This is a genomic window from Streptococcus acidominimus (genome assembly GCF_001921825.1).
In the GTDB taxonomy this organism is placed as follows: domain Bacteria; phylum Bacillota; class Bacilli; order Lactobacillales; family Streptococcaceae; genus Streptococcus; species Streptococcus acidominimus.
Genome location: NZ_MSJL01000008.1, coordinates 35,364 through 61,780 on the forward strand (window position 1 = coordinate 35,364; position 26,417 = coordinate 61,780).

Below are 26,417 nucleotides of genomic sequence, written 5' to 3' on the forward strand. Positions count from 1 at the left end.
AAACTCTGGGTTTTCCAGAGTTTTTTTGCGAGTATTAGACTGGGTGGCGTTCAAATGGGTCGTCTGAAATGCCTTGAGATAGGATGAGTTTTGCCCATTCTTTGGCAGAAAAGAGGCTGTGATCCTTGTAGTTACCGCAAGATTCAATCGTCGTTCCAGGTACATCTTCCCAAGTCGTGACCTCTGCGATTTCCTCTAAGCAAGATGTGATGACTTGGGCAATCTTGGTGGTGGAATGCTGTCCCCACATAATCATGTGAAAACCTGTCCGACAACCGAATGGTGAGCAGTCAATCAAACCATCCATGCGTTTTCTAATCAGCAGCGCCAGTAAATGCTCAATGGTATGGAGACCTGCGGTAGGAATAGCATCTTCATTGGGTTGAACCAGACGAATATCGTAGTTTGAAATCACATCCCCTTTAGGGCCGGTTTCCTCTGAAATCATGCGGATATAGGGCGCTTTGACAATAGTGTGGTCAAGTTCGAAACTCTCAACAAGCACTTCTTTGGTCATAAAAATCCTCCTTTTCTTATCCTGATTATACCATATTTTTGCATGACAAAGGCAGGAAAGATGTTGGAATGAAAAGCCTAGTTCCCTTTTAGTAGGAGTTTGGAGAATAGAGAATGATTTCCTATCTTCGATAGTCCGAAGAAGTCATTTGACTGATACATTGTTAGCACGATTTGTTGTGGGGCAGGCTGAAATGATATCAGTAGTCTTTGGGGCTTGGGTCATGCTCTGGATCTAGTTGTCAGATTGGTAACAAGGCTTAAAAGTAAATATTTATAGGGAAAAATTCCTTTCTGTAACAATATTTGAAAATGGTATTTTCATGTTTCTTGGCGTGGATTTTTTGACTTTGACATTGTGAAATGGTTTGAAATATGATAGAATGAAAGAGGATTTTTTGAATCTATGGTCATTTGAATGAACTTTGCTACATTGTTACTTTCGACTTGCCGTACTCCAGTATGGTCTGCGTCTTAGTTCCTTGTTTGAAAGCTAATTCATTTGACTATAATAAATAAAAAGAGGTGGAAAAATGTCAGCAATGTCTATTGGTGCTGCCCTTGTTTCCGCTCTCATTGGTTTAGTTATTGGTTATCTAGCGATTTCTTTAAAAATGAAAGCTGCAAAAGAAGCTGCAGAACTGACACTTTTAAACGCTGAACAAGAAGCAAGTAATATTCGCGGAAAGGCAGAGCGGGAAGCCGACCATATCATGGTGGTTGCAGAACGTGACCGTCAGACCTTGAAAAAAGAATTGCTTTTAGAGGCGAAAGAAGACGCTCGAAAATATCGTGAAGAAATTGCGGAAGAATTTAAGTCAGAACGACAAGAATTGAAACAAACGGAAGTGCGCTTGACAGAACGTGCAAGCAGCTTGGACCGTAAAGACGATAATTTAACAAATAAAGAAAAAGCTCTGGAACAAAAGGAGCAGTCCCTAACAGATAAGTCTAAACACATTGAAGAGCGCGAAGAAGAGGTTGCAAAACTAGAAGAACAAAAGGCTCTCGAATTGGAACGGGTAGCCTCGCTTACTCAAGAAGAAGCACGCGATTTGATTCTAACCGACACGCGGGATAAGATGGCGCATGAGATTGCGACGCGTATCAAGGAAGCAGAGCGGGAAGTTAAGGAGCGGGCAGATAAGACAGCAAAGGATCTACTCGCCCAAGCCATGCAACGGATTTCAGGCGAGTATGTAGCAGAGCAAACCATTACATCTGTTCATCTTCCAGACGATACCATGAAGGGGCGTATTATCGGACGTGAGGGTCGCAATATTCGAACCTTTGAAAGTTTGACTGGAATTGATGTGATCATTGACGATACACCAGAAGTGGTTGTCTTGTCTGGTTTTGACCCGATCCGCCGAGAAATTGCGCGTATGACCATGGAAGCCTTGTTGCAAGATGGTCGGATTCATCCTGCTCGTATCGAAGAGTTGGTTGAAAAGCACCGCGTAGAGATGGATCATCGTATTCGGGAATATGGGGAGGCAGCTGCCTATGAAATTGGAGCGCCAAACCTACATCCAGATTTGATTAAGACTATGGGGCGCTTGCACTTCCGGACATCTTATGGTCAAAATGTGCTTCGTCATTCGATCGAGGTGGCAAAATTGGCGGGTGTGCTTGCGGCAGAACTGGGTGAAAATGTCACAATGGCGCGGCGCGCAGGTTTCTTGCATGATATAGGAAAAGCCATTGACCGTGAGGTAGATGGTAGCCATGTGGAGATTGGAACTGAATTGGCGCGTAAATACAAGGAGCATCCAGTAGTGATCAATGCCATTGCTAGTCACCATGGTGATGTGGAAGCGACCAGTACCATTGCGGTGATTGTAGCAGCTGCTGATGCCCTTAGTGCAGCGCGTCCAGGTTCCCGTCGGGAATCCATGGAAGCCTATATCAAGCGGCTCCAAGATTTGGAAGAGATTGCCAATAGCTTTGATGGGATCAAGCAAGCCTATGCTATCCAAGCGGGACGCGAAATTCGGATTATCGTCCATCCAGCGATTGTCAATGATGATAAAATCACTATTCTGGCTCATGATGTGCGCGAAAAGATTGAAAACAATCTCGACTATCCAGGCAATATCAAGGTGACCGTTATCCGTGAAACACGGGCGACAGAAGTTGCTAAATAAGAAACTAAAGAGGCTGGGACAAGAGGTCCTTGCCTCTCAATTTTTACTTCCTCTCTGCTCTAATGAACTAGGCATTTTGTTGCTTTCTGGGTGGTTAGGGGACATTGGAAGATTTTTCCTTTGCCTTAACTTGGCTCAACTAAAGTCATTTATTGACTGCCCTCTGATATTTACTCCCAACCAAACCTTGCTAAATTCCTATTCTTTCACAAGGCTACTTAGCTGGTAAAAAATGGTATATTGCCTCAAGCCCCTCATTTGTGAAGAGAGATTCTTGCGATTTTCTTGGATAAGATAATGAAAATCAGTTGAAAAAGGCTTGTTTTTTTGATACACTAAAGTGAAAGATTGTGAAGGAGATATGATGGCAGAACGTGGCTTGTTAATCGTTTTTTCAGGACCTTCTGGGGTAGGGAAAGGAACGGTTAGACGTGAGATTTTTGAAAGCTCAGAAAATAAATTTCAGTATTCTGTTTCGATGACAACTCGCCCTCAACGTCCGGGTGAGGTAGACGGAGTGGATTATTTCTTCAGAAGCCGTGAGGAATTTGAAGAGTTGATCCGTCAAGGACAAATGCTAGAATACGCAGAATATGTAGGAAATTACTACGGTACGCCATTGATCTATGTCAATGAAACGCTTGATAAGGGCATTGATGTCTTTCTTGAAATTGAGGTTCAAGGAGCTTTACAAGTAAAAAAGAAAGTGCCGGATGCGGTCTTTATCTTTTTGACGCCACCTGACTTGGATGAATTGCAAGATCGCCTCGTTGGACGGGGGACAGATAGCGCAGAAGTGATTGCCCAGCGGATTGAAAAGGCAAAAGAAGAAATTGCCCTCATGCGTGAATACGACTATGCGATCGTCAATGATGAGGTGCCTTTGGCGGCTGAGCGAGTGAAGCGGGTCATCGAGGCGGAACACTTCCGCGTTGACCGTGTGATCGGGCATTATCAGGACATGCTAAAAGAGATAAAAAATTAGAAATTAGGTAAGAGATATGATGCTAAAACCCTCTATTGATACGTTGTTGGACAAGGTACCATCAAAATATTCATTGGTTATCTTGGAGGCAAAACGTGCGCATGAATTGGAAGCAGGAGCAAAGGCAACTCAAGAATTTACTTCTGTCAAATCCACCTTGCGCGCCTTGGAAGAAATCGAATCTGGTAATGTCGTGATTCACCCAGATCCAGAAGCGAAACGCGAAGCTGTCCGCCGTCGTGCGGAAGAAGAACGTCTTCGTCAAGAAGAAGAAGAGCGTAAGATTAAAGCACAGATTGCCAAAGAAAAAGAAGACGGCGATAAGATTTAAGAGGCAGGCTCAGTTGGCATTCCAACTGGGTTTATTTTGATTTTTAATGTCACATACGAGAGACTAGAAAGGAGCAAGGATGTTTGCAGAGGTTATTGTTGACGTCCCCTTGATGCAGACGGATCGTCCCTATACCTACCATATTCCAGAAGAATTTGAAGCTATGTTGCAGGCAGGGATGAGGGTCCATGTTCCCTTTGGAAAGGGGAATCGGCTCATTCAAGGGATTGTGGTCGGTTTTTCAGAAAGCTCTGACACTGAAACAAAAGAGATCGTAGAGGTGTTGGATTTTTCACCTGTGTTAAATACGGAACAGCTATGGCTGGCAGAGGAGCTGCGAAAAACAGTCTTTTCCTATAAAATTTCCCTCTTAAAAGCCATGTTACCCAATTTGCTCAATTCTTCTTATGACAAGGTACTCTCGCAGGGAGTAGACTTGTCGGATGCAGATAGGCTGGCGATTTTTGGTGGTCAAGAGAGTGTGCATTTCTCGGATTTAGACCTCACCCAGCAGGCGCGTGTCATGCGCCTAGCTCAAGCTGGGAAAATTATGGTCGACTATCTCGCCAAGGACAAAAAGCAGATTAAGACGGAGAAATGGTATAGGGTTAATCAGAAACAGTTGCAGGATCTTGAGATTAGTAAGCGTGCTAAAAAGCGACAGGCCTTAAAAGAACTCTTGCTACAACAGGAAGAACCGGCTCCTCTGGCTCATTTGCGTCAGGATTTTTCGATAGAAAATATCCGTTACTTCCAAGAACAGGGTGCTATTAAAGTGTGGGAAGAAGAAGTCAGTCGTACGCAGGCTTATTTTGACCAGGTCAAAGAAACGGGGGCTTTGCAGCTCAATAGCGAGCAGGCGAGAGCGGTTCGAGAAATTGTGTCAGAGCTTGGTCAGGCAAGTAGGACCCATCTCCTAGAAGGAGTGACAGGGAGTGGGAAGACCGAGGTCTACTTGCAGGTCATTGATTATGTTGTAAAGCAGGGGAAGACAGCCATTATGCTGGTGCCTGAAATCTCCTTGACCCCGCAGATGACCCAGCGTTTTATTGCCCGTTTTGGTCAGAAAGTAGCGATTCTCCATTCGGGTCTGTCAGACGGGGAAAAGTATGATGAGTGGCGCAAAATTGAGCGGGGAGAAGCCCAAGTAGTTGTGGGAGCTCGTTCTGCGATCTTTGCCCCCTTGACCAATATTGGTGCCATTATCATTGATGAGGAGCATGAGGCGACCTATAAGCAGGATTCTAATCCCCGTTACCATGCCCGAGACGTAGCTAAACTACGGGTGGACTACAATCAAGCGGTCTTGGTCCTAGGTTCTGCTACTCCGAGCTTGGAAAGTCGGGCACGGGCTAGCAAGGGGCTATACGGCTTTTTGACCCTAACCCAACGAGCCAATCCTCAAGCCCGGATTCCGTCAGTAGCGATTGTTGATTTCCGAGATTATATCGGTCAGCAGGAAGCAAGCACGATTACCCCTGTTTTACTTGAGAAAATCAAGGAAAAACTAGCGAAAAAGGAGCAGGTAGTCTTAATGCTCAATCGTCGTGGCTACTCGTCTTTTGTCATGTGTCGGGATTGTGGCGCGGTGGATGAATGTCCGAATTGTGATATTTCCCTGACCCTCCACATGGATACTAAGACGATGAACTGTCACTATTGTGGTTTTCAAAAGGGCATTCCGCGTATCTGCCCCAATTGCCATAGCAATGCCATCCGCTATTATGGAACGGGTACTCAAAAGGCCTACGACGAGTTAATGGAAGTATTGCCCGAAGCCCGCATCTTGCGTATGGATGTCGATACGACGAGGAAAAAAGGCAGTCATGAAAAAATCTTGACAGCCTTTGGTCGTGGTGAAGCAGATATCCTCCTTGGAACGCAGATGATTGCCAAGGGCTTGGACTTTCCCAATGTGACTCTGGTCGGGGTCTTAAATGCGGATACGGCTTTGAATTTGCCTGATTTTCGCTCTGCAGAACGTACCTTTCAGCTCCTTACTCAAGTGGCGGGACGGGCAGGTCGAGCCGATAAAGTCGGGGAGGTCGTGATTCAGACCTATAATCCAAACCACTATGCTATTTCCTTTGCCAAGGAGCAGGACTATGAAGGCTTTTATCAGTATGAAATGGGCATGCGCAGAACGTGGGGCTATCCGCCTTACTACTACACCGTTGGTGTGACCCTGTCGCATAAGTCGGAAGACTTTGTTGTTAAAAAGGCCTTTGAGGTTATGAACATGTTACGGGAGCATCTGAGTGATCAGATTCAGCTCCTTGGTCCTACGCCCAAACCGATTGCCCGAACGCACAATCTCTATCATTATCAGATGATTGTCAAATACCGCAAGGAGCCACAGTTGGGGCAAGTCCTGAATCGTGTGTTAGACTGGACTCAGGAAAGGGAAAATCAGGACCTGCGTGTCGTGATTGACCATGAACCGCAAACGATGATGTGAGGTGGGGAATGCTGAACGGCATTCTAATGGTTAGATAGTGTGTCTAATCTTGGAGTGCTGTTCAGATAATCCTTGCCTTTTTATTTTTAGTGAGGATGAGATAAACTAAACGGCTATACCCTTGAAGCAGAGAAATAGGATAAAAGATGGTATAATAAAGTAGATAGATTGGATGGTTCAATAACATCAAGAGCAAATAAATGGAATATGGGTTAAAGCTTGGAAAAAGAGACATAACTGTTTCAGCTTCAGCTGATTACAGGTATGCTCCCTTTAGGGATAGATTTCCTTGTGTTCATGGAACACATCGTCAATCTCCTATTTTTGCTTGGCTCGCTTCAACAGTCCAGAAGGACTGTTGAAGGCGGGAGATAAAACGAGTGAAACTCGTATCAAATGCCCTCGTATCTTGGGGAATTGAGTTCAGCCTAAAACCTCGGAAAATAGATAAACATTCCTAGAAGCTGCGCTTCTACGTCATGTTTCCTAATTTTCAGTCGGTTTTTTAACGGCTTCACATCTTATTGTAATTGAACTCGAGCTAAGCACTGTGTGAAAAAGATAAATTGCCTTGTGTCTTGAGACACGGCGTCAATTTCCTATTTTCACTTTGTGCTTTTAACGCTCTCGTATCTTAACTGAACACGCCCTAAACTCTGTGCGAAAAAGAGACGCAACTGTTGCAACTTTAGTTGCTTACAGGTGTGGCTCCCTTTAGGGATAAACATTCCTAGAAGCTGCGCTTCTACGTCATGTTTCCTAATTTTCAGTCGGTTTTTTAACGGCTTCACATCTTATTGTAATTGAACTCGAGCTAAGCACTGTGTGAAAAAGATAAATTGCCTTGTGTCTTGAGACACGGTGTCAATTTCCTATTTTCACTTTGTGCTTTTAACGCTCTTGTATCTTGTGTAACTGAACTCGGGCTACGAGCTGTGCAAAAAAGATAGATTTCCTTGTGTTCATGGAACACATCGTCAATCTCCTATTTTTGCTTGGCTCGCTTCAACAGTCCAGAAGGACTGTTGAAGGCGGGAGATAGAACGAGTGCAACTCGTATCAAATGCCCTCGTATCTTGTGTAACTGAACTCGGACTACAACTCGCTGACAAAAAGACCAATCTCATTGGGTGCGAGACACCCTGCTTCGATTGCCTATTTTGTCTAGGAGTTGCTTAACGCCCTCGTATCTTGTGTAAAGGAGTATGTGTATGACAAAATTGATTTTTATGGGAACGCCTGTTTTTTCGGCGACGGTTTTAAAGGGGTTGCTAGAAGATAGTCAGTATGAATTGTTAGCAGTGGTTACTCAACCCGATCGTGCGGTGGGTAGAAAAAAAGAGATTCGAATGACACCGGTTAAAGAGCTGGCATTATCGCATGACCTGCCGGTATATCAACCTGAAAAATTATCTGGAAGCAGAGAATTAGAAGAATTGATGGAGCTTGGTGCAGACGGGATTGTTACGGCGGCTTTTGGTCAGTTTTTACCAACAAAACTCTTAAATAGCGTATCATTTGCCGTCAATGTCCATGCTTCGCTTCTGCCTAAATATAGAGGTGGTGCGCCGATTCACTATGCCCTCATCAATGGGGATGCCGAAGCTGGCGTGACCCTCATGGAAATGGTCAAGGAGATGGACGCCGGCGATATGATTGCTAAAAAAGCTCTTCCGATTACGGATAAGGATAATGTAGGAACCCTATTTGAAAAATTAGCGGTCGTCGGACGTGATTTATTGCTGGAACACCTCCCTGCTTATGTGGCAGGTGAGCTGAAACCCGAAGCCCAAGATCCAAGCCAAGTGACTTTCTCACCCAACATTAGTCCCGAGGAGGAGCGTCTAGATTGGACCAAGACCAATCGTCAACTCTTCAATCATATCCGCGGGATGTACCCGTGGCCAGTGGCGCATACTCTTTTACATGGAGAACGCTTCAAGATTCACGAAGCTAGCCTAGCAGAAGGTTCTGGACAACCAGGTGAAATCATTGCGCTTAGTAAGAAAGAATTGCGGATCGCAACGGGTGAAGGAGCGCTTGCTCTAAAAACAGTTCAGCCAGCAGGCAAGCCTAAAATGGGAATCGCCGATTTCTTAAACGGGATTGGTCGCAAGTTAGCAGTAGGAGATCGTTTTGGTGAATAAAAAGGAAACAGCACGAGGTCTTGCCTTAACGGTTTTGGGGCAGATATTTGACGAGGGAGGCTATTCGAATCTTGCTCTCCATCAAGCCCTGCACTCCTCTTCCTTGTCGGAAAAAGATAAAAGGCTCGTAACCGAGCTGGTATATGGCACTGTTGCGCGGAAAATCACGCTGGAATGGTATCTGGCACATGTGATTGAAGATAGAGAGAAACTGGATTCATGGGTCTATCAGCTCCTCCTGCTTAGTCTCTATCAGATTGTTTATTTGGACAAAATTCCCAACCATGCCATTGTCAACGAAGCGGTAGAAATCGCCAAGAAAAGCCGGGGGACAGATAAATTTGTCAATGCAATTTTAAGAAAGCTGATCGATCATGAGCTACCAGATATTGCCAGCATTAAACGGAAAAACAAACGGCTGTCAGTTCAGTACTCCCTGCCTGTATGGCTGGTGAAAAAGCTGATAGATGAATATGGAGACGAACGGGCAATCAAGATTTTTGAGAGTTTGCTCGTCCGCAATAAGGCGAGCGTCCGTGTGATCAATTCTCAGGAAGTGGAAGAGGTAAAGCAGGAGACGCAGGCAGACTTGTCTGTTTTATCAGCTGTTGGTCTGGTAAAGCCGAGCGGTCACTTTGCAGGGACCAAGGCCTTTACAGAAGGTAGGATCACGATTCAAGATGAGAGTAGCCAGCTCGTTGCGCCAACGCTCCAACTTCAAGGAGATGAGGCAGTGCTGGATGCCTGTGCAGCTCCGGGTGGAAAAACGGCGCATATAGCTAGCTATTTGACGACAGGGACTGTCACAGCCCTTGACTTGTATGACCATAAGTTGGACTTGATTGAGCAGAACGCTACGCGTCTCGGCGTGGCTGACAGGGTAATCACTAAAAAGTTAGATGCTAGAAAGGTTTTTGAGACATTTGGCGCAGATGCTTTTGATAAGATTTTGGTAGATGCGCCTTGCTCGGGTATCGGGCTCTTACGCCGTAAGCCAGACATCAAGTACAACAAGGAAACGGCAGATTTTGAAGCGCTGCAGCAACTGCAACTAGAGATCCTAAGCAATGTTTGTCAAAGTCTTAGAAAAGGTGGTATAATAACTTATAGCACCTGCACAATTGTGGCAGAAGAAAATCATCAAGTGGTGGAGGCTTTTCTAGCCAAACACCCCAACTTTAAACAAGTAAGATTAGATCATAACAGAAAAGATATTTTGCAAGATGGCTGTATCCTTATCACCCCGGAATTATATGGTAGTGATGGTTTCTTCATCAGTCAATTTCAGCGAGTATCGTAAGAGGAGGAAATGGGCCAAATGGAAATTTCATTATTAACAGATGTAGGTCAAAAACGTACCAACAATCAAGATTATGTCAACCGTTATACAAACCGAGCAGGTATTGATTTGATCGTTTTGGCAGACGGTATGGGTGGTCATCGTGCAGGGCATATTGCCAGTGAAATGGCGGCAACAGACTTGGGTGTTTCGTGGGTAGATACACAAATCCATACGTTGAATGATGTTCGGGAATGGTTCGCTGTTGTCCTCGAGCAAGAAAACCAAAAGATTCATGAGTTGGGACAAACAGAAGAATACCGCGGGATGGGGACAACATTAGAAGCCGTTGTCATCATCGATCATCAAATGATCTACGCCCATATTGGAGACTCACGAATCGGTCTGGTACGCGACGGGGAGTACAGCCAATTGACCAACGACCATTCCTTGGTCGGAGCCTTGGTTCGAGCAGGCCAGTTGACCGAGGAAGAGGCGCAACACCATCCACAGAAGAATTTCATTACCCAATCCATCGGTCAGCAAAATCCTGTCGAAGCAGATATTGCCTTAAAAACGCTAGAGTTGGGCGATTATATTCTAGTCAATAGTGATGGCTTGACCAACATGGTTTCCAACGAAGATATCCGAGATATTATCCTTAGTGATGTTTCTCTAAATAGCAAGGCAGAAAGTCTCGTTCGCTTTGCCAATAACGCTGGCGGTACAGATAATATCACCGTAGCCCTTATCCACATTACCGAGGAGGCTAGGCAATGATTCAGATTGGGAAAATCTTTGCTGATCGCTACCGAATCGTCCGTCAAATTGGACGTGGAGGAATGGCGGACGTCTATCTGGCAAAAGATTTGATTTTAGACGGGGCAGAGGTCGCTGTCAAGGTTCTGCGAACCAACTATCAAACCGATCAGATAGCCGTGCAACGTTTTCAGCGAGAAGCTAGAGCCATGGCAGACTTGGATCATCCGAATATTGTACGCATTTCAGACATTGGCGAAGAAGACGGACAACAATATTTGGCGATGGAATATGTCAATGGTCTCGATTTAAAACGATATATTAAGGAGAATGCTCCTCTGTCCAATGATGAAGCGGTACGGATCATGGGGCAAATCCTGCTAGCCATGAGAATGGCGCATACCCGCGGTATCGTACACCGTGATTTGAAACCACAGAATGTCCTCTTAACCAAAGAAGGCACCGCCAAGGTGACGGATTTCGGGATTGCGGTAGCCTTTGCAGAGACCAGCTTAACCCAGACCAATTCGATGCTGGGATCGGTTCATTATCTATCACCTGAGCAGGCTCGTGGTTCAAAAGCGACGGTTCAAAGCGACATTTATGCCATGGGGATTATCCTGTTTGAAATGCTGACAGGGCGGATTCCCTATGACGGAGATAGCGCCGTAACGATTGCGCTTCAGCATTTCCAGAAAGCCCTGCCGTCTGTACGGGAAGAAAATCCGAATGTGCCACAGGCGCTTGAAAATGTCGTCTTAAAAGCAACTGCCAAAAAACTGACAGATCGTTATAAGACAGTTGCCGAAATGTATACAGATATTGCCTCTTCCTTGTCGAATAATCGGTTGAATGAAAGGAAGGTTGTCTTAGAGGACGGAAAGGTCGATACCAAAACCCTACCAAAGCTATCAACCATTGCGACAGAACAGAGAACCTCTTCTATTAAAGTACCCCATGCTGCACCGGCTGCCCAACATCCAGAGCGTCCAGTAGGAGCAGCTTCTAAGTCCAGACGAAAAATACGGACGCGGTATAAGGTATTGTTTGGGGCAATTGTATTGATTATTGCTGCTGTGGCGGCTCTTTTACTAAATACTCCTGCCACGATTAAAGTGCCAGATGTTAGTGGTCAGACCTTAGACGTTGCGCGTGAAATGCTAGAGACAGCCGGTTTAAAGGTTGGAAAAGTGAAGGAAGAACCGTCTTCAGAAGTTGCAGAAGGAAAGGTCATTCGCACCAATCCGGCAGCAGGCACCTCTAAGCGAGAGGGCAAGCCAGTCGATATTGTAGTGGCAACCACTGATGCTGTAACAGTACCTGATGTCGTCGGAAAAGATATCAAAGATGCAAAGATTGAGCTAGAAGCCGCAGGCTTTGTCGTTGAAGAAGTACAGGAACACAGTGATAGCGTGGAGGCAGATCAGGTTATCTCGACCGACCCGAAAGCCAATTCTTCTAAGGCCAAGGGAAGCACTATCACTGTTAAGGTATCCAAAGGAGCTGAACAGCCTCAAGTTCCAGATGTTACTGGTAAGAGCTTAGATACAGCTACACAAGAACTCAAAGCCGCAGGCTTGGTCGTTGGAACAATAAGCGAAGAATACGGCACCCATCAAAAAGGACTGGTCACTCGTATAGAACCAGAAGCTGGAACTGCTCTCCCGAAAGGTTCAGCAGTGAATCTTGTTATCTCAAAAGGCCCAGCACCGGTTATGCCTGACTTTGGTGTACTCAAAACGAGCTATGCTGATGCACGTAGGCAGTTACAGAATTTGGGGGTCAATGTCACGGTTGAAAAGATAGAGGATTCTGGTTATTCCGCTAATGGAGAGTTGGTAGTAGGACAATTTCCTGCTGCTGGTACTGCTATTGGAGAAAGCGTTACTCTCTATGTATCCGTGGCAGCTCCTGCTTCGTCAACGCCGAGCAATAATGCGAATATCCCTAGCTCTGGCAGTAGTTCTACAACTACCAGCAGTTCAGATCATTAAATAGAAAGTAGGAGGAAAGCCATGGTCGTTTTACAAAATGATACCTCCACTGCTGGGGAGAGAGCCACCGCTTTAGCAAATGGTGTCTCTGCCTTAGTCAGTAGTGGCAGTGTGATGCTAGATTTTCAAACAAAACTTGGTGGTAACGAGCAAGCCAAAGAAGCGATTGCTAAATCACAAGAGCTGGCTAGCCAATTAGGAACAATCCTCTCTTCGATGTCCAGCAATATCCAAAGTGTGTCTGCTAGCTTTCAAGCAATGGATGCACAGTTGGGTGTTCAATTACAAAGTACGGGGTTTAGTTTGAATGAACCGAAGTGAATTAAGAGAAGTTAGCAAGCGAGTTAATGAGCGACTAGCCCATCAGCAAGAGCTGATAAAAGCAAGGCAAATGAGTATGGAAGAGCTGGGTCAACTCTCAAAAGAGTCGGATCATTTCTTACGGGAGTTAGTCGCGCTTCTTCACGGCTCTTCAGACCGTTCTCTTTTTCAGGGGCTTGTTGATGAGCAGCTTGCCCAGAACAAGAAGATAAAGACGGACTTGGAGAGAGAATATGAAGAACTGCTGTATGAAAACCGCCGTCTGACCAATCAGGCAGAGGAACTTGCAGTAGAGCAAAGGAGATTGGAAGAGGAGGAAACATAGTGGGAATTGAAATGTATCTAGGATCCTCTGACCAACAAGCCCAAAGTGTTGGTTCAGTATTGGGAAATCGCCTAAATGCCTATCAGTCTTTACAGGCTAGTTTGAGCCAGTTTATCCATGACAGCGCAAGTTTGTCAGGCCATACCTACGATTCAGCCAAGGCTTATAGCCAACAGATTCTGCACCCCTTAATCAAGGGGTGCATTCTCCTAGATGAAGCGGTGAACACGGCTTGTAGCAAGCTGCCAAGCCAATACCGCAGTCAGGTAGACCAAGTGGATTTGAAGGAAGATGAGCTGATGGAGCAGATTTATAGGGCAGACCTCTTTATCAGTCGCTACATGGAGCTGATTGCCTTAGAATACCGTCAAGACCAACCCAGCTACTCCTATATCTCATCTCTACGCTCTTCTGAAGATAGGTACCGGAGCCTAAAGCAGAAGCTGGAGGAGAAATTACAGAAACTACGGGCTTTTGATGGCTCTTCTGTGTATTTATTTTCCAATATCCAGCCCCTGATAGCCGCAGTCCAAGCAGGCATGCGCCAAGCCACCAGCTCATGGAATGCCGAAACCAAGGTCTTCACCCTCCCACCTGCCAAGGATATGGAGTGGGTCAAGCAGGTGGATGAGAGGTGGGAAAGTAAAAAAGAGAAGGAGGAGACAGAGGCTTATAATGCTGCGGTAAAAAAAGCAGAGAATGGTCAAGTCCTTGCTGATGAAGATATGCAGGCTGTCTACACTTATGCTCGATCCCATCCGGATGAGCTACTTAGTCAAGCGTTACTTGCTTCGATCAAGAATTTTGTGGATAAATCCAAAGATTTATACGATAGAAGTAGTACACAACTTGATGTGGCTGCAACAATTACCGAACAACTTGGTTTAGGTGTTCAGCGCTTAGGTGGTTTAATTACTATTTTGGAAGGCATAAAGGGACCAGCTACAACTAACGTTCAAGGATTATCAACGACTTTTATCGTAGTTAATAAAGGAGGCATCGGACAAGCCTTGGTTCAACACGGAACAAAAACAGCAGCTGTTGGCAAGGGACTTGGTTATGGTTTGATGGGGGTTGGTTTTGGTCTAGGCATGTATGATGATATAGTCAACCAAGATAAAACTTGGGGTCAAGCCCTTGTTCATAATGGTTTATCGACAGGGATAGGATGGGGCGCGGGTGTGGGAGCAACCGCTGCCATATCAGCTATATTCTTTGTCAGCAATCCTATTGGTTGGGCAGCAGCAGGTGTAGCAGCCGCGAGCCTTGCTGTTGGTACAGTTGTTAGTTTGGGATTTGAAACAGCTTACAACAATAATTTCTTGGGTCTTCAAGATGGGTTGGATACCGTCGGTGATTGGTTAGATGATGCGGGTAAAGACGTTGGAACGGCAGTTTCTAATAGTATAGAGGGTGTAAAAAATTGGATCGAAGACCTTACAGATGATGTTGGGAAAGCTTTTTCAAGTGGTTTAAGTATTTTGACCCCATTTGATTAAGGAGGAATGATGCAGAGCTTTCATTTTACTTATGCGAATTTTCGCTATCTAGTTTTTCAGATTGATGGACAGTATTATTTATTGGATAGGCGTCCCAATCATCTAATAGGGTATCTATTTATGCCTCTGAATTGGTTTTTTTATCAAAGAATTTATCCTATTACAAACGAAGACTATCACAAGATAAATCAGAAGAATGACAGATTAAAGCATCTAGTGCTTCCTTCTACTTTAGGAGCAGGACTGTCAGTCTTTGTAGGAAATTGGCTTCGAATTCATCATGTTTCCAAATATTTCGAGACAGACTTCTCACTAAAACTTAATATAATTTTAGCGCTTATGGGGATATTCCTATCTTTTATTTTAGCAGGGTGGTTTTATCGCTCTAGAAAGCGCAGTATAACTTCATTAACATATATAAACGTGGAACACCCACTCTACTATAAACTTGTACCTTCCAAAATCAGTTGGAAAATGATTATAACCTATATTGCCTATCTTATTCTTATCGTAGGGACAGCTATTCTATCTCTTGTAGGATTTATTTACTTAGGAAATCTAGTATTTTTACTGACAGCTACTTTATTGGTATTTTTACATCTTATAGCAGTAAATCTTGCTTATAGTACTGATAGTGATCATTTTTATAGGGTAGTGGATATACGTCAAAAAAGAGATAATCATTGGTCTGACTATTCTAAAACTATTTGATTGAGGAGGAATGATGAAACTTATTCAATTACAGTATCAGAGTAATCTTCGCTATTTATTATTTCTAGTTGACGAACAATATTATTTGTTGGATATTCGTCCTAGAAATATCATTGGACATTTATTTTTTCCTCTAAACTGGGCATTATACCACAAGGTTTATCCTATTACGACCGAAGAATATTTGATACTCAAGGAAAAACATGCAAGGGCAAGTAAATTTGTGATTCCTACTTCCTTAGTAGGAGGTGCAACTGTATTTTTTAATGCCTGGATACGCGTAAACAAGATAGATATTTTCAAACATTTTAATACCGATTTTTCAATGATAACCAATTGTATATTGTTAGCGATTGGGTTGGTTGTAGCTTTTCTTTTATTACAGTTGCTTTATTATTCCAGAAGGAAAAGCCTACAAGCACTCCTTGATAGAGAGTTAAAACAACCACTTTACTATAAAATGAGACCTCACAATCCCTTGGCATTTTTTCTCCATATTCTTTGGGCATGGCTATTCATTTTATTTTTGTTCATCATCTTTACTGGAATTTTCCTGTATTTAGGGAATATTGTTTTGCTTTTAGTCGCCATATTGTTAGCTTTCATTTATCTCGGTGCAGCAAATGGAGCATTCTCTGCCAAAGAAAAATGGAAATATAAAATAGTGGATATTTTACTAAATTAGGAAAAATAATCACTAGATGGTATCGGAAAATGGTTAAAGCAAGGATTTGTCAGACTGTGCATCAAATAATCTAAGGTTTGTCTATATCAAACCATTATTAAAAGTAGAAAGGAAGTATGAAGTATGTTACCAATTGGTAGTATTGTTTATTTGAAAGAGGGCAATCGTAAAATCATGGTTCTCAACCGTGGTGCGATACTTAATCAAGAGGGAGAAAATATTATTTTTGATTATTCAGGATGTATTTATCCAGTAGGACTAGAAGCAGAACATGTTTTTTATTTCAATGAAGAAAATGTTGATAGAGTTATTTTTGAAGGATTCAAAGACGAGGAAGAAAGTCGTTATCAAGAACTGTACCGACAGTGGCTAGCAGAAAATGCAACAAGGTTGAAGAAAGGAAAAACTGGGAATGACTAGTTGTTGCTAAGTGTCTATGCACAATCTTGAATAATGGAGTTTCTCAATCGCCATATTCTAAAGGTGAAGTCTAATATTAATGCTTCCAGATACAGAACTATTATTTCCTTAGTGTCACTAAGGAAATTTTTGGTATAATAAGTATGAGGAAATTAGTAAATGAGATCATTACATAAGTTAGAATCGAGATTCTGATTGATATGATAGGGGAATGAGACGAGGACGTAGCTTTAAAACCTTATTGAATTACTAAAAGGAGGGGTGGGTTGTGAAAAAGCAAAAGCAATTTGTAGCTAGGCTAACTGGTTGCTTGAATTACAGGTATTATGTCATTGAACTGCGCCGTCGGGTCTATATTATTGACTATGCTAATCCCAAAGATATTCGTAGTTATTTTCCTGGCTTCTTTCCAAAATACAATAGAGAATACACAGTTTATGATATTACTGCTACTCAAGAACAATATGCTATCCGATCGGTTCCGTGGTTGCAGAGCTATTTTCGTCAATTTACTGAATGGTGGTTTGTAGTTGGCTTGATGATGGTAGCAGCAATTACATCTCACCTAAGAATTGAATGGCTGTATAATCAAGACGTTCCAAGATTTTGGAAGATGATTCTCTTGATATATGTTATAGGGGCTGTTGGCATTATCTTCTGGCTGAATAGGATAACTAAGGAGCCAAAAGGATTGTTGGAGGAAAAAAGCTACAAACTTGAGCGCAAACCTCGACCTAGATATGTTAATGCAAAACAAAAAGTCAAGACCGGTCCCGTGGGTGATTTTATACTGACATTATTTGGTCAATCCATATCATTAGTATTTCTGTTTAATTATAGTTACATCATGGTATTACTTGGTTTTTTTGCAGGTTATAGTATTCTCTTTATAAGGTTTCTTAATCTTTATGAAGTGTTAAACATGAACAAGTTTATTTTTTTAGAGGAGGAAGAATGATGACGTTACTACCGGTTTAGATGAAAATAATCAAAAAATAATTAGCTGCAGGTGGTGTAATCGTTAATAACCTATTTCATATTGTTTATGATGGCTTTTCTCACGGAAAATGAGAAAAATGGAATGATTTTTGTTGATATATGTTTTTTAGAAAAATCGTTTATATGGGCGAATGTGGCGAGGGGCTGTCTATTTTGATACAGAGCAAAATCTTGCTCTGCTTGCTCCACCAAGTAGGCTCTTGAATACGGCAAGTACAGACGCTTATATTTTAGAAGGAGAAGCGAAAGCAGGTTTTACTGTATTTGGTATAAAATTTAATGTGAGTGGATCTGCAGGTATAGGTGTTTCAGCAAGAGCTAAAGTTGGTGTTACAACACAGAATGCAGAAGCGAAATTAAAATTAGGACCATTTGGTCTAGGTTTATCAATTGGGTGGTAATTCTATTATGGAAATTCAATTAAGATTAAAAGGTAATTCAGAAGGATTTGTTCTTCAATCTAAGTCGTTGATAGCCGATAACTGGGTCGATGAACTTGGAATTGAACAAGATAAAGACGGCTACCGACTGCGGGCAGGTGCTGATGAAATCCTTGTTCTAAAGCACTATGAGTATATTTCAAAAACAGAGCGAATTGTAGCACGTTCCGCCCATTCAGAAATAATATTCTATGAGCAAAAACGAATTGACCGTTTATGGGAACCAGCCTACTGGTATGGCATATTCCGATACGATCAAGATCATTATGAGTTAAAACGAGTTGCTTCAGGGACTAAGGGAGATATTCTAGCCATTAGTAAAAACGGACGTCCGATTGGTGTTTTTGCTGCAGGAAATGTAATAGTAGCGGGTAAGCGACATTTTTCTCTTTACACGGAGTATCTTGAGGAAGTAGAACCCTTATTATTGTTTTATGTACTTAATTATATAAGAGGTTTAGAGTCTTTAGATATTGACTTACTACAAGTAAAATATCGTTTATTCTATGCTTTTAATGACCGTTCTGCTTTGACGAAGGAACACTTAGAAATGCTTCCCAACTCTAGACGTCCCTCTATCCTAGAGGCGGTCTTTTGGTGGTGTTTAACGCTCATCATTATCGGAATAGTTGGCTATATTTCCTTGAAACCTCTTATGATCTTTTTCGGAGGGATAATTCTCTATCACAGTTATATTTTCATTAAAAATTGGAGAGAAAAAAATGGATAAAAAATGGTTATCACTTGGGACGACTGTATTATTAAAAAATGGAAGTCAACCTATTATGATTGTTGGTCGATATCAGCAGAATAGAGAAGGAACGGTTTTTGATTATTCTGGAGTATTAAATCCTCAAGGATTCGAAGATGCTCAAACAATGTATTTGTTTAATGAATCAAAAATAGAACAGATTCTATTTGAATCTCCACATACTACTTTTGAGATGGAATTTATAAGCAAATTAAATGAATTTATTTCTCATGAGGAAATATGAGTGTTTACAGGCTAGTTTGAGCCAGTTTATCCATGATAGCGCAAGTTTGTCAGGTCATACCTACGATTCAGCCAAGGCTTATAGCCAACAGATTTTGCACCCCTTGATTAAGGGGTGCATTCTCTTAGATGAAGTGGTGAATACAGCTTGTAGCAAGCTGCCAAGCCAATACCGCAGTCAGGTAGACCAAGTGGATTTGAAGGAAGATGAGCTGGTGGAGCAGATTTATAAAGCAGACCTCTTTATCAGTCGCTACACGGAGCTGATTACTTTAGAGTACCGTCAAGACCAACCCAGCTACTCCTATATCTCATCTCTACGCTCCTCTGAAGATAGGTACCGGAGCCTAAAGCAGAAGCTGGAGGAGAAATTACAGAAACTACGGGCTTTTGATGGCTCTTCTGTGTATTTATTTTCCAATATCCAGCCCTTGATAGCCGCCGTCCAAGCAGGCATGCGCCAAGCTACCAGCTCATGGAATGCCGAAACCAAGGTCTTCACCCTTCCACCTGCCAAGGATATGGACTGGGTCAAGCAGGTGGATGAGAGGTGGACTTCTTATAAAACTGAAAATGATTATAAATCTATTATAGAGAAAATAAAAAATGGAGAAGATGTAACGGAGCAGGATTTGATTGTGATTGAAAACTATATCAAATCAAATCCTAATGAGGCATTGGATTCATCAATTGTTCATTTCTTGTTTGAAAATGAACTGAACCGCTATACCTCTTACTTTAATGCAGGAAGCTATGCAAGTACTGGCAGATTAGCTGGTGCAGAAGCACTAGCCAGTATTAAGAAAATAAAAAATGGGACATGGTGGCGAAAGCCAGTCTCTACCACCTATTCGAAAACTGGTTATAAAACCTGGAAACAGGTCAGCGGAGATGTCTCACGATTTAATAATGTTAAGGCAGCAAAGCATACGGAAGATTTACTGAATGGTACCGGAACCTTTGTTAAAGGTACTGGAGTTAAGGGAGCTGCAAAAAGTGTTGGTCTACTTGGCAGTTCGCTAGCAGTTTTAGATGGTGTATCAACCTACTTTGAACGTGTCGACCAATATGGTGCTACAAGTGCTGCGATTGATGGAGTTGCACATACCGGAACAGCTGTAGGAGCCATGTATGTAGGAGCAATTATAGGTTCTGCTATTCCAATACCAGTGGTTGGAACGCTTGCGGGAGCCGCAGGTGGTGTAATCGTTAATAATCTATTTAATATTATTTATGATGGCTTTTCTCATGGAAAATGGGAATGGGAAAATTTATTTAAATTTTGGTGATATATGTTTTTTAGAAAAATCGTTTATATGGGCGAATGTGGCGAGGGAGCTGTCTATTTTGATACAGAGCAAAATCTTGCTTTGCTTGCCCCGCCAAGTAGGCTTTTGAATACGGCAGGTGCAGGAAAAACAAATCTGTTGCTCCCTGCCTTAGTTGCCTTGGGATTTGGTGGGACAGGGTTAGTAGTTGCCAATCCTTTTGGAGGCTATTACAGCTATGCGACACTGGTTTATTTAATTCTTTTATGGCTAGCAGAGTGTTTTGGTTTGATTTGGCTCTTGGAACGTGCCCTTTACAAGAATGTAAAGCAAGCGCAACCAACGACACGACAACATTTTCGGACAGCTGTCTATGGCAATCTTTTTTGGAATAACTTTGGTGATAAAAGGGCAACTGTTGGGAAAAAATTAGCGATGTTCTTAGTAGTATTTAGTATAGTATTAACAAACTTAGCATTTATACCAGCTATGATTTATTCTATTATCCCCAATATTTTAAACCAAGTAGCTATTGATAGTCGTATCATTATATTAAGTATTTGGGGGATTATGCCAGCTATTTTGGTCATCTTAGTCTGGCAAAATAATCCCATTCGCTTGTTTAATATAGTTGGCAGATACCAGCGACGTGAAATTCCTTGGGGAAAGAGTGTACATTAGTTCTGGATGTTTAAAGAGTATCAACTACCTCCAACAGTCTCATTCTAGACTATTTGGGCTAGTCCTAAACGATAATATCCAGTATAACAATAGGAATGGTAGAGATACTGACCCAAAACTGAACAAGCATGCTGGGACTTTTTCCCAGCTTTTTTGATAGAACCCCTCCTATTTTTCCTACCCTAGGAGGAGGTAATTCTGAAGAATTTTGATACAATAGTAGGGAAAGGAATCAGGAGATGAGAAAAGTCCAGTTTTTTTTACTAGTCGAAAGTATTATTTTCACCCTAGCCTGCTTTGATGTATTGGCAAGTGAGACTGCTCGTACGATTTTACTTGTTGCCTTACTATTGCTCGGAATCTGGTATCTGACAGGTAGAAAGATAACCAGCGTATTTCTATCTAGTGCGATTTTTTTAATTTTCCTTGTCTTTGTCTTAAATCCCTACTTTATCATCGGTGTGATTTTCCTCTTAATTTACATGATGATCAATTTTTTCTCCCGGTATGAGAAGCGCAATCAGTACACGCATCTGCATTTTGAAGACACGGCGCTTGAAGCCCATAAACAAAAGACCAAGTGGTTTGGGAATCAAGACCATTCACAGGACTCGTACGGTTTTGAAGACATCAATATTGTCCGTCTGTTCGGAAATGATGTTGTTGACCTTGATGAGACGATTTTAGTGGGGCGAGATAATATTGTCGTCATTCGCAAGACCTTTGGAAAAACAAAGATTATCCTGCCAATTGATGTCGAGATTTCCTTATCGGCTGCAAGTCTATACGGTAGGGTCTATTTCTTGGGACTATCTTACTGGGATTTACGCAATGAGAGCTTCTCCATTGCAAGTCCCTATTACAAGGAATCTCATAAACGGGTAAAGGTTGTTGTCAACTGTATCTTTGGTGATGTGGAGGTGGTTCGCGTATGATTAAAAAAGGAACCCTTGTCCTCCTCACCTGGTATGCCACCTTGATTGTATTAGTAGTGCTAGCAGCAGTTTTTCCCCTCTTTCACCACTCTCTTCTTGATTTGTCCTTGTGGACCTCGACAGAGCAATTTGTGTTCACCGTGTTTCTACTCATTGTCATTCTGACCTTTTTCTTGGTTGTATTGGTTCAATCTGTCGCTATCGTTGCGACGCAAGGAATGCGGCAGAAAATTCGCTCGATCATTCAAAATAAGAATATCCGCACCTCATCAGAAGATGACCAGCTCCTACTGCAATTATCGGAAAAAGTGCGTGGTTTGACCCGTCACGTCCAGTTGATTGATAACCAAGATTTGGTAAAAAAGGAAGAGATCGTTGAAAGTGAGCGTAGGCGGATTGCCCGCGATTTACACGATACAGTCAGCCAAGAATTATTTGCCAGTAGTATGATTTTATCAGGTCTATCGAGCAGCTTAGAGACCATTCAAGCGGACACCCTCCAGCAGCAACTGGGGATCGTTAAAGATACGATTGAAACAGCCCAGCGTGACTTGCGGATTTTACTCCTACATCTGCGTCCTAGTGAGTTGGATGATAAGGATTTGGTTGAAGGTTTTGAAGTGATTCTGCGTGAGGTTAGTGATAAAAGCAGCATCAAGGTGCATTTCCATCATGAGGTAGAGAAACTACCGACAGCTATTGAAGAGCATCTCTTTCGCATTGGTCAAGAGATTATCAGCAATACATTGCGCCACTCAAAAGCCCACCATCTGGATGTGTATCTAGTGCAATCAGAGTATGAAGTGCAGCTGAAAATGACAGATGACGGTGTCGGTTTCGTCAAAAGTGATGAGCAAGAAGTCAGCTATGGCTTGCAAAATATTCAGGAACGTGTAGAAGATATGGCAGGAACATTGAAGATTCGGACGACTCCTGGCAAGGGAGTGGCGATCGATATTCGCGTTCCATTATTGAAAGGAAAAGAACATGAGCAAGATTCAAGTCTTATTAGTGGATGACCATGAGATGGTTCGCCTAGGATTAAAAAGTTTTTTAAATTTACAGGCTGATATTGAGGTGATTGCAGAGGCAAGCGACGGTCAAGAAGGGATAGACAAGGCGCTGGCATTAAGACCAGATATTATCGTCATGGACTTGGTTATGCCCCAGCTATCAGGGGTTGATGCGACCTTGGAAATTCTCAAAGAATGGAAAGAGGCAGCCGTCTTAATCTTGACCTCTTACCTAGACAATGAAAAAATTTATCCTGTCTTGAAAGCGGGAGCCAAGGGATATATGCTGAAAACCTCCAGTGCGGAGGAAATTGTTCGTGCCATTCGGAAGGTCTACCGAGGGGAGTTGGCGATTGAAACAGAAGTTGAAAAGAAAATGGAACATCAAAAACGCCACCCAGCCCTGCATGATGACCTAACAGCGCGAGAAAGGGAAATTTTAACCCTGCTAGCGAAAGGCTATGATAACCAACGAATTGCTGATGAGTCCTTTATTTCCTTGAAAACAGTCAAAACCCATGTATCCAACATTCTGTCGAAGTTAGCTGTGAGTGACCGGACCCAGGCAGTTGTATATGCCTTCCAACATGGACTGGTAGCGCAAGACTCGGAATCATGATATAATGGGCAGTATAAAGGAGATTTATGGACGCGAAATTAAAATACAAAGCTAAAAAAATAAAAATAATCTTTTTTGATATTGACGATACCCTTCGCGTCAAGGATACAGGCTATGTCCCAGCGTCCTTGACGCATGTGTTTCAGTCCTTGAAAGAAAAAGGGATTTTGACAGGAATTGCTTCTGGACGTGCGATTTACGGTGTAGTACCAGACTTGCAGGCTCTGAAGCCAGACTATTTTGCTATGATTAACGGCAGTTTTGTCGAAGATGCCAAAGGCAGGATTATCCGCCAAAAGGCTATTCCCACAGAACTCGTAGAACGTTGTATCAAGTGGACCAAGGCAGAGGGGATTGATTATGGGCTTATGGGAAGTCACAAGGCGACCCTGTCTCACCGTGATGAGCGAATCAGCAAGACCATTGATATCATTTATGAGAATCTGGAAACAGATCCCGATTTTTATAAAGAACATTCTATTTATCAGATTTGGACCTTTGAGCATGAAGGTAGGGAAGTGGAGCTTCCTCAAGACCTACAAAAGGACATGCGTAGCGTACGCTGGGATGCCATCTCATCTGACATCATCTTGCAAGACGCGTCTAAAGCAGCAGGAATTGCAGCTGTTGTTGAGGATCTGGGCTTGAAGCCAGAAAATGTCATGGTCTTTGGTGATGGCTTGAATGACTTGGAAGCCTTTGATTATGCAGGGATTAGTGTTGCGATGGGGATTTCCCATCCCGACTTGGCAGCAAAGGCAGATTACATCACAAAAACAGTAGAAGAAGATGGCATTTTACATGCCTTGGAGGAATTTGGTTTGCTAGAAAAAGAACAGCATTATCCACAATTAGACTTGGAACATGTTGAAGGACCACGGGCTACGATTAAGACCAATCACGGAGACTTGCACTTGCAATTGTTCCCTGATATTGCACCCAAAACAGTTGCAAACTTTATCGGACTTGCCAAAGATGGCTACTATGATGGTGTTATTTTCCACCGGATCATTAAAGATTTCATGATTCAAGGTGGGGATCCGACTGGAACAGGTATGGGTGGTGAGTCCATTTATGGGACTGCCTTTGAAGATGAATTTTCAATGGAGGCTTTCAATATTCGTGGTGCTCTTTCGATGGCAAATGCAGGTCCTAACACCAACGGGAGCCAGTTTTTTATCGTTCAAAATACCAAGGCACCTTATGCCAAAAAAGAACTGGAGCGTGGTGGCTGGCCAGCGTCGATTGCAGAAGTTTATGCCGCACAAGGCGGAACCCCGCATCTGGATCAACGCCATACTGTTTTTGGGCAATTGCGTGATGAGGCATCGTACGCTGTTTTAGATGCGATTGCTGCTGTGGAAACAGGCGCAATGGATAAGCCAATTGAGGATGTCATCATTGAAACAATTGAGATTGAGGACTAAGATGAGAATTGGAGAGAAACTGCGGGGAACGGTGACAGGTATTCAGCCCTACGGTGCCTTTGTTGAATTAGAAAATGGAACAACAGGCTTGATTCATATTTCAGAAATCAAGACAGGCTATGTGGACAATATCCGTGAGCAATTAAGGATAGGTCAGGAATTGTTGGTTCAGGTAGTAGATTTTGATGAATACAACCAGAAAATCAGCTTGTCCCTACGAACGCTAGAGGAAGAAAGGCAGAAAGTGCCACGTCCTCATCGCTTTACAAGCGACCGTTATAAAATCGGCTTTGAACCCTTGGCCAAGAAGCTACCGCATTGGATCAAAGAAGCTAAAAGTTACTTAGAAAAACAATCATAAAGATAAAAAAGGAGAGAAGGGGGATCCAAGTCTTGCGAGTGACTGGTTTCTATCCCCTCTCTCCTTTTTGTATAGCTTCTAGTCAAGTTCCTCAAGGCATCTAGTCTCTATCCCTCAGCAGAGCTTCCGACAGCTATTTTCCCTGAGGGAAACGGCTATATAAAGATGAAAATCAAAAATGCACAAGGTTGAGTATTGAAGACCAATGCCCACCTTTGTGCATTTTATAGAGTATTATTTATATTTTATTGGCGAATGTGATGCTATACTCGTCAACATCAATAGTTGCTGCTGTGAGCTCACCTTGCGGAACTTCTATTTTACCGAAGTTTTGGCGGAGGCTAGTTTTGCTACTTTTAGCCTTCAAATGTTCAATTGTATAGTTATTTAGTTTACTTTTAGTACTAGCTCAAACAGTCTGGAGAGAGACTGTTTGAGGTGGGAAATGAAGAAAACGAAGTTTTCGTTAAAAGTCGCAGGTAGTTGTCTAGTTGATAACTAGACAAGTGACAGATAAGAAAAGTGTAACTTTTCTCAATGGTACAGCAAGACGAGTTAACGAAGTAATAAAAGATAAACTAAAGGACTATAAAACTAAAGGTAGGAGATTAGCCATTAGTCCTCATAAAGAGCAGTTGATAGGTAACGCTCACCATTGTCGGGGAGGATTGCCAGTACTTTCTTTCCAGCTCCCAATTCTTTGGCAAGCTCAATCGCAGCGTAAATCGCAGCACCGGAAGAAATTCCCACAAGGAACCCTTCCTGACCACCGACAGCTCGGCCAGTTGCAAGGGCGTCATCTGATTTGACCCGGATAATATGGTCGTATGAGGTTGTGTCTAATACTGTTTAAAAATTAAAAGCACTTGAAATCCACTCTCTATGACAAATCGATTTGACCTTTTCTTTCGTCAATGAGTGAATCGTGTCCTGAAGTCTATCCATGACCTCCCTTAAGGAATGGAAAAAGCAATTTTTAAATCCTTCTTGGCGAATCGTATTCCAAATTTGCTCAATGGGATTCATTTCTGGACAGTAAGGTGGAATAAACAGTAACTCAATATTCTGTGGAACTCTCAAGGCTTTCGCTTTATGCCAAACAG

General features: G+C 42.6%; 27 protein-coding genes and 1 pseudogene. 25 read left to right on the top strand and 3 right to left on the bottom strand.

Annotated features, from left to right (window positions below):
- Nucleotides 1–34 precede the first annotated feature (34 nt).
- Nucleotides 35–517 carry an S-ribosylhomocysteine lyase gene (locus tag BU200_RS02765; RefSeq protein WP_075098712.1) on the bottom strand — a complete coding sequence of 161 codons (483 nt, stop codon included), beginning with the start codon at nucleotides 515–517 and terminating at the stop codon, nucleotides 35–37.
- 532 nt (nucleotides 518–1,049) lie between these two features.
- On the opposite strand from BU200_RS02765, the gene BU200_RS02770 reads away from it, so the two are divergent.
- From BU200_RS02770 to BU200_RS02895, 25 genes are all read left to right on the top strand, one after another.
- The gene (locus BU200_RS02770) at nucleotides 1,050–2,663 is read left to right on the top strand and encodes a ribonuclease Y (protein WP_075098713.1); all 1,614 of its coding nucleotides are present in this window, start codon (nucleotides 1,050–1,052) and stop codon (nucleotides 2,661–2,663) included.
- 361 nt (nucleotides 2,664–3,024) lie between these two features.
- Nucleotides 3,025–3,648 carry a guanylate kinase gene (gmk, locus tag BU200_RS02775; protein ID WP_089503544.1) on the top strand — a complete coding sequence of 208 codons (624 nt, stop codon included), beginning with the start codon at nucleotides 3,025–3,027 and terminating at the stop codon, nucleotides 3,646–3,648.
- A gap of 16 nt (nucleotides 3,649–3,664) precedes the next feature.
- The gene (gene rpoZ / locus BU200_RS02780; RefSeq protein WP_075098715.1) at nucleotides 3,665–3,979 is read left to right on the top strand and encodes a DNA-directed RNA polymerase subunit omega; all 315 of its coding nucleotides are present in this window, start codon (nucleotides 3,665–3,667) and stop codon (nucleotides 3,977–3,979) included.
- Between the two features lie 79 nt (nucleotides 3,980–4,058).
- Nucleotides 4,059–6,437 carry a primosomal protein N' gene (locus BU200_RS02785; RefSeq protein ID WP_075098716.1) on the top strand — a complete coding sequence of 793 codons (2,379 nt, stop codon included), beginning with the start codon at nucleotides 4,059–4,061 and terminating at the stop codon, nucleotides 6,435–6,437.
- A gap of 1,211 nt (nucleotides 6,438–7,648) precedes the next feature.
- Nucleotides 7,649–8,584, top strand: a complete 936-nt coding sequence (gene fmt, locus BU200_RS02790; RefSeq protein WP_075098717.1) for a methionyl-tRNA formyltransferase — start codon at nucleotides 7,649–7,651, stop codon at nucleotides 8,582–8,584.
- Nucleotides 8,574–9,884: a 16S rRNA (cytosine(967)-C(5))-methyltransferase RsmB gene (gene rsmB / locus BU200_RS02795; protein WP_075098718.1), complete on the top strand. Its 1,311-nt coding sequence runs from the start codon at nucleotides 8,574–8,576 to the stop codon at nucleotides 9,882–9,884. Before fmt ends, rsmB begins: the two co-directional genes overlap by 11 nt.
- Before the next feature lie 18 nt (nucleotides 9,885–9,902).
- Nucleotides 9,903–10,643 carry a Stp1/IreP family PP2C-type Ser/Thr phosphatase gene (locus tag BU200_RS02800; protein ID WP_075098735.1) on the top strand — a complete coding sequence of 247 codons (741 nt, stop codon included), beginning with the start codon at nucleotides 9,903–9,905 and terminating at the stop codon, nucleotides 10,641–10,643.
- Nucleotides 10,640–12,616, top strand: coding sequence for a Stk1 family PASTA domain-containing Ser/Thr kinase (gene pknB / locus BU200_RS02805; protein WP_075098719.1), 1,977 nt, complete (start codon nucleotides 10,640–10,642; stop codon nucleotides 12,614–12,616). Before BU200_RS02800 ends, pknB begins: the two co-directional genes overlap by 4 nt.
- Nucleotides 12,617–12,637: 21 nt before the next feature.
- Nucleotides 12,638–12,937 (top strand): TIGR04197 family type VII secretion effector, encoded by a 300-nt coding sequence (locus tag BU200_RS02810; protein ID WP_075098720.1) that lies wholly within the window; start codon nucleotides 12,638–12,640, stop codon nucleotides 12,935–12,937.
- Nucleotides 12,924–13,262 (top strand): DUF3958 family protein, encoded by a 339-nt coding sequence (locus BU200_RS02815; RefSeq protein WP_142237015.1) that lies wholly within the window; start codon nucleotides 12,924–12,926, stop codon nucleotides 13,260–13,262. The genes BU200_RS02810 and BU200_RS02815 overlap by 14 nt, the downstream gene beginning before the upstream one ends.
- Nucleotides 13,262–14,761 carry a T7SS effector LXG polymorphic toxin gene (locus BU200_RS02820; RefSeq protein ID WP_083609339.1) on the top strand — a complete coding sequence of 500 codons (1,500 nt, stop codon included), beginning with the start codon at nucleotides 13,262–13,264 and terminating at the stop codon, nucleotides 14,759–14,761. Before BU200_RS02815 ends, BU200_RS02820 begins: the two co-directional genes overlap by 1 nt.
- Before the next feature lie 6 nt (nucleotides 14,762–14,767).
- A complete protein-coding gene (locus tag BU200_RS02825) occupies nucleotides 14,768–15,472 on the top strand; it encodes a DUF443 domain-containing protein (protein ID WP_083609340.1) in 705 nt (234 codons plus the stop codon).
- 10 nt (nucleotides 15,473–15,482) lie between these two features.
- Nucleotides 15,483–16,157: a DUF443 family protein gene (locus BU200_RS02830; protein ID WP_083609341.1), complete on the top strand. Its 675-nt coding sequence runs from the start codon at nucleotides 15,483–15,485 to the stop codon at nucleotides 16,155–16,157.
- Between the two features lie 123 nt (nucleotides 16,158–16,280).
- Nucleotides 16,281–16,577, top strand: a complete 297-nt coding sequence (locus BU200_RS02835) for a DUF4176 domain-containing protein (RefSeq protein WP_075098724.1) — start codon at nucleotides 16,281–16,283, stop codon at nucleotides 16,575–16,577.
- 268 nt (nucleotides 16,578–16,845) lie between these two features.
- The gene (locus tag BU200_RS11450) at nucleotides 16,846–17,535 is read left to right on the top strand and encodes a hypothetical protein (RefSeq protein WP_075098725.1); all 690 of its coding nucleotides are present in this window, start codon (nucleotides 16,846–16,848) and stop codon (nucleotides 17,533–17,535) included.
- Between the two features lie 241 nt (nucleotides 17,536–17,776).
- Nucleotides 17,777–17,977: a hypothetical protein gene (locus tag BU200_RS02845; RefSeq protein ID WP_075098737.1), complete on the top strand. Its 201-nt coding sequence runs from the start codon at nucleotides 17,777–17,779 to the stop codon at nucleotides 17,975–17,977.
- Between the two features lie 7 nt (nucleotides 17,978–17,984).
- Nucleotides 17,985–18,746: a hypothetical protein gene (locus tag BU200_RS02850; RefSeq protein ID WP_075098726.1), complete on the top strand. Its 762-nt coding sequence runs from the start codon at nucleotides 17,985–17,987 to the stop codon at nucleotides 18,744–18,746.
- Nucleotides 18,739–19,011: a DUF4176 domain-containing protein gene (locus BU200_RS02855; RefSeq protein ID WP_075098727.1), complete on the top strand. Its 273-nt coding sequence runs from the start codon at nucleotides 18,739–18,741 to the stop codon at nucleotides 19,009–19,011. Before BU200_RS02850 ends, BU200_RS02855 begins: the two co-directional genes overlap by 8 nt.
- Nucleotides 18,983–20,299, top strand: a complete 1,317-nt coding sequence (locus tag BU200_RS10595; RefSeq protein ID WP_083609342.1) for a T7SS effector LXG polymorphic toxin — start codon at nucleotides 18,983–18,985, stop codon at nucleotides 20,297–20,299. Before BU200_RS02855 ends, BU200_RS10595 begins: the two co-directional genes overlap by 29 nt.
- Nucleotides 20,300–20,302: 3 nt before the next feature.
- Nucleotides 20,303–20,959 (top strand): hypothetical protein, encoded by a 657-nt coding sequence (locus BU200_RS02870; protein WP_075098728.1) that lies wholly within the window; start codon nucleotides 20,303–20,305, stop codon nucleotides 20,957–20,959.
- A gap of 239 nt (nucleotides 20,960–21,198) precedes the next feature.
- The gene (gene liaF / locus BU200_RS02875; RefSeq protein WP_075098729.1) at nucleotides 21,199–21,894 is read left to right on the top strand and encodes a cell wall-active antibiotics response protein LiaF; all 696 of its coding nucleotides are present in this window, start codon (nucleotides 21,199–21,201) and stop codon (nucleotides 21,892–21,894) included.
- Entirely contained in the window at nucleotides 21,894–22,913 is a 1,020-nt protein-coding gene (locus BU200_RS02880; protein ID WP_075098739.1) for a sensor histidine kinase, read from the top strand. Before liaF ends, BU200_RS02880 begins: the two co-directional genes overlap by 1 nt.
- A complete protein-coding gene (locus BU200_RS02885) occupies nucleotides 22,882–23,526 on the top strand; it encodes a response regulator transcription factor (protein ID WP_075098730.1) in 645 nt (214 codons plus the stop codon). The genes BU200_RS02880 and BU200_RS02885 overlap by 32 nt, the downstream gene beginning before the upstream one ends.
- 26 nt (nucleotides 23,527–23,552) lie before the next feature.
- Nucleotides 23,553–24,953: a Cof-type HAD-IIB family hydrolase gene (locus BU200_RS02890; RefSeq protein WP_075098731.1), complete on the top strand. Its 1,401-nt coding sequence runs from the start codon at nucleotides 23,553–23,555 to the stop codon at nucleotides 24,951–24,953.
- A gap of 1 nt (nucleotide 24,954) precedes the next feature.
- Nucleotides 24,955–25,314 (top strand): S1 RNA-binding domain-containing protein, encoded by a 360-nt coding sequence (locus tag BU200_RS02895; protein ID WP_075098732.1) that lies wholly within the window; start codon nucleotides 24,955–24,957, stop codon nucleotides 25,312–25,314.
- A gap of 615 nt (nucleotides 25,315–25,929) precedes the next feature.
- Here BU200_RS02895 and BU200_RS10760 read toward each other — a convergent pair.
- Both BU200_RS10760 and BU200_RS11755 read right to left on the bottom strand, forming a co-directional pair.
- Nucleotides 25,930–26,157, bottom strand: a pseudogene (locus BU200_RS10760) (cysteine synthase A); the annotation flags it as partial.
- Nucleotides 26,158–26,163: 6 nt separating this feature from the next.
- Nucleotides 26,164–26,417 (bottom strand): transposase (locus tag BU200_RS11755; RefSeq protein ID WP_211268955.1); only part of this gene is annotated, 254 nt, incomplete at its 5' end.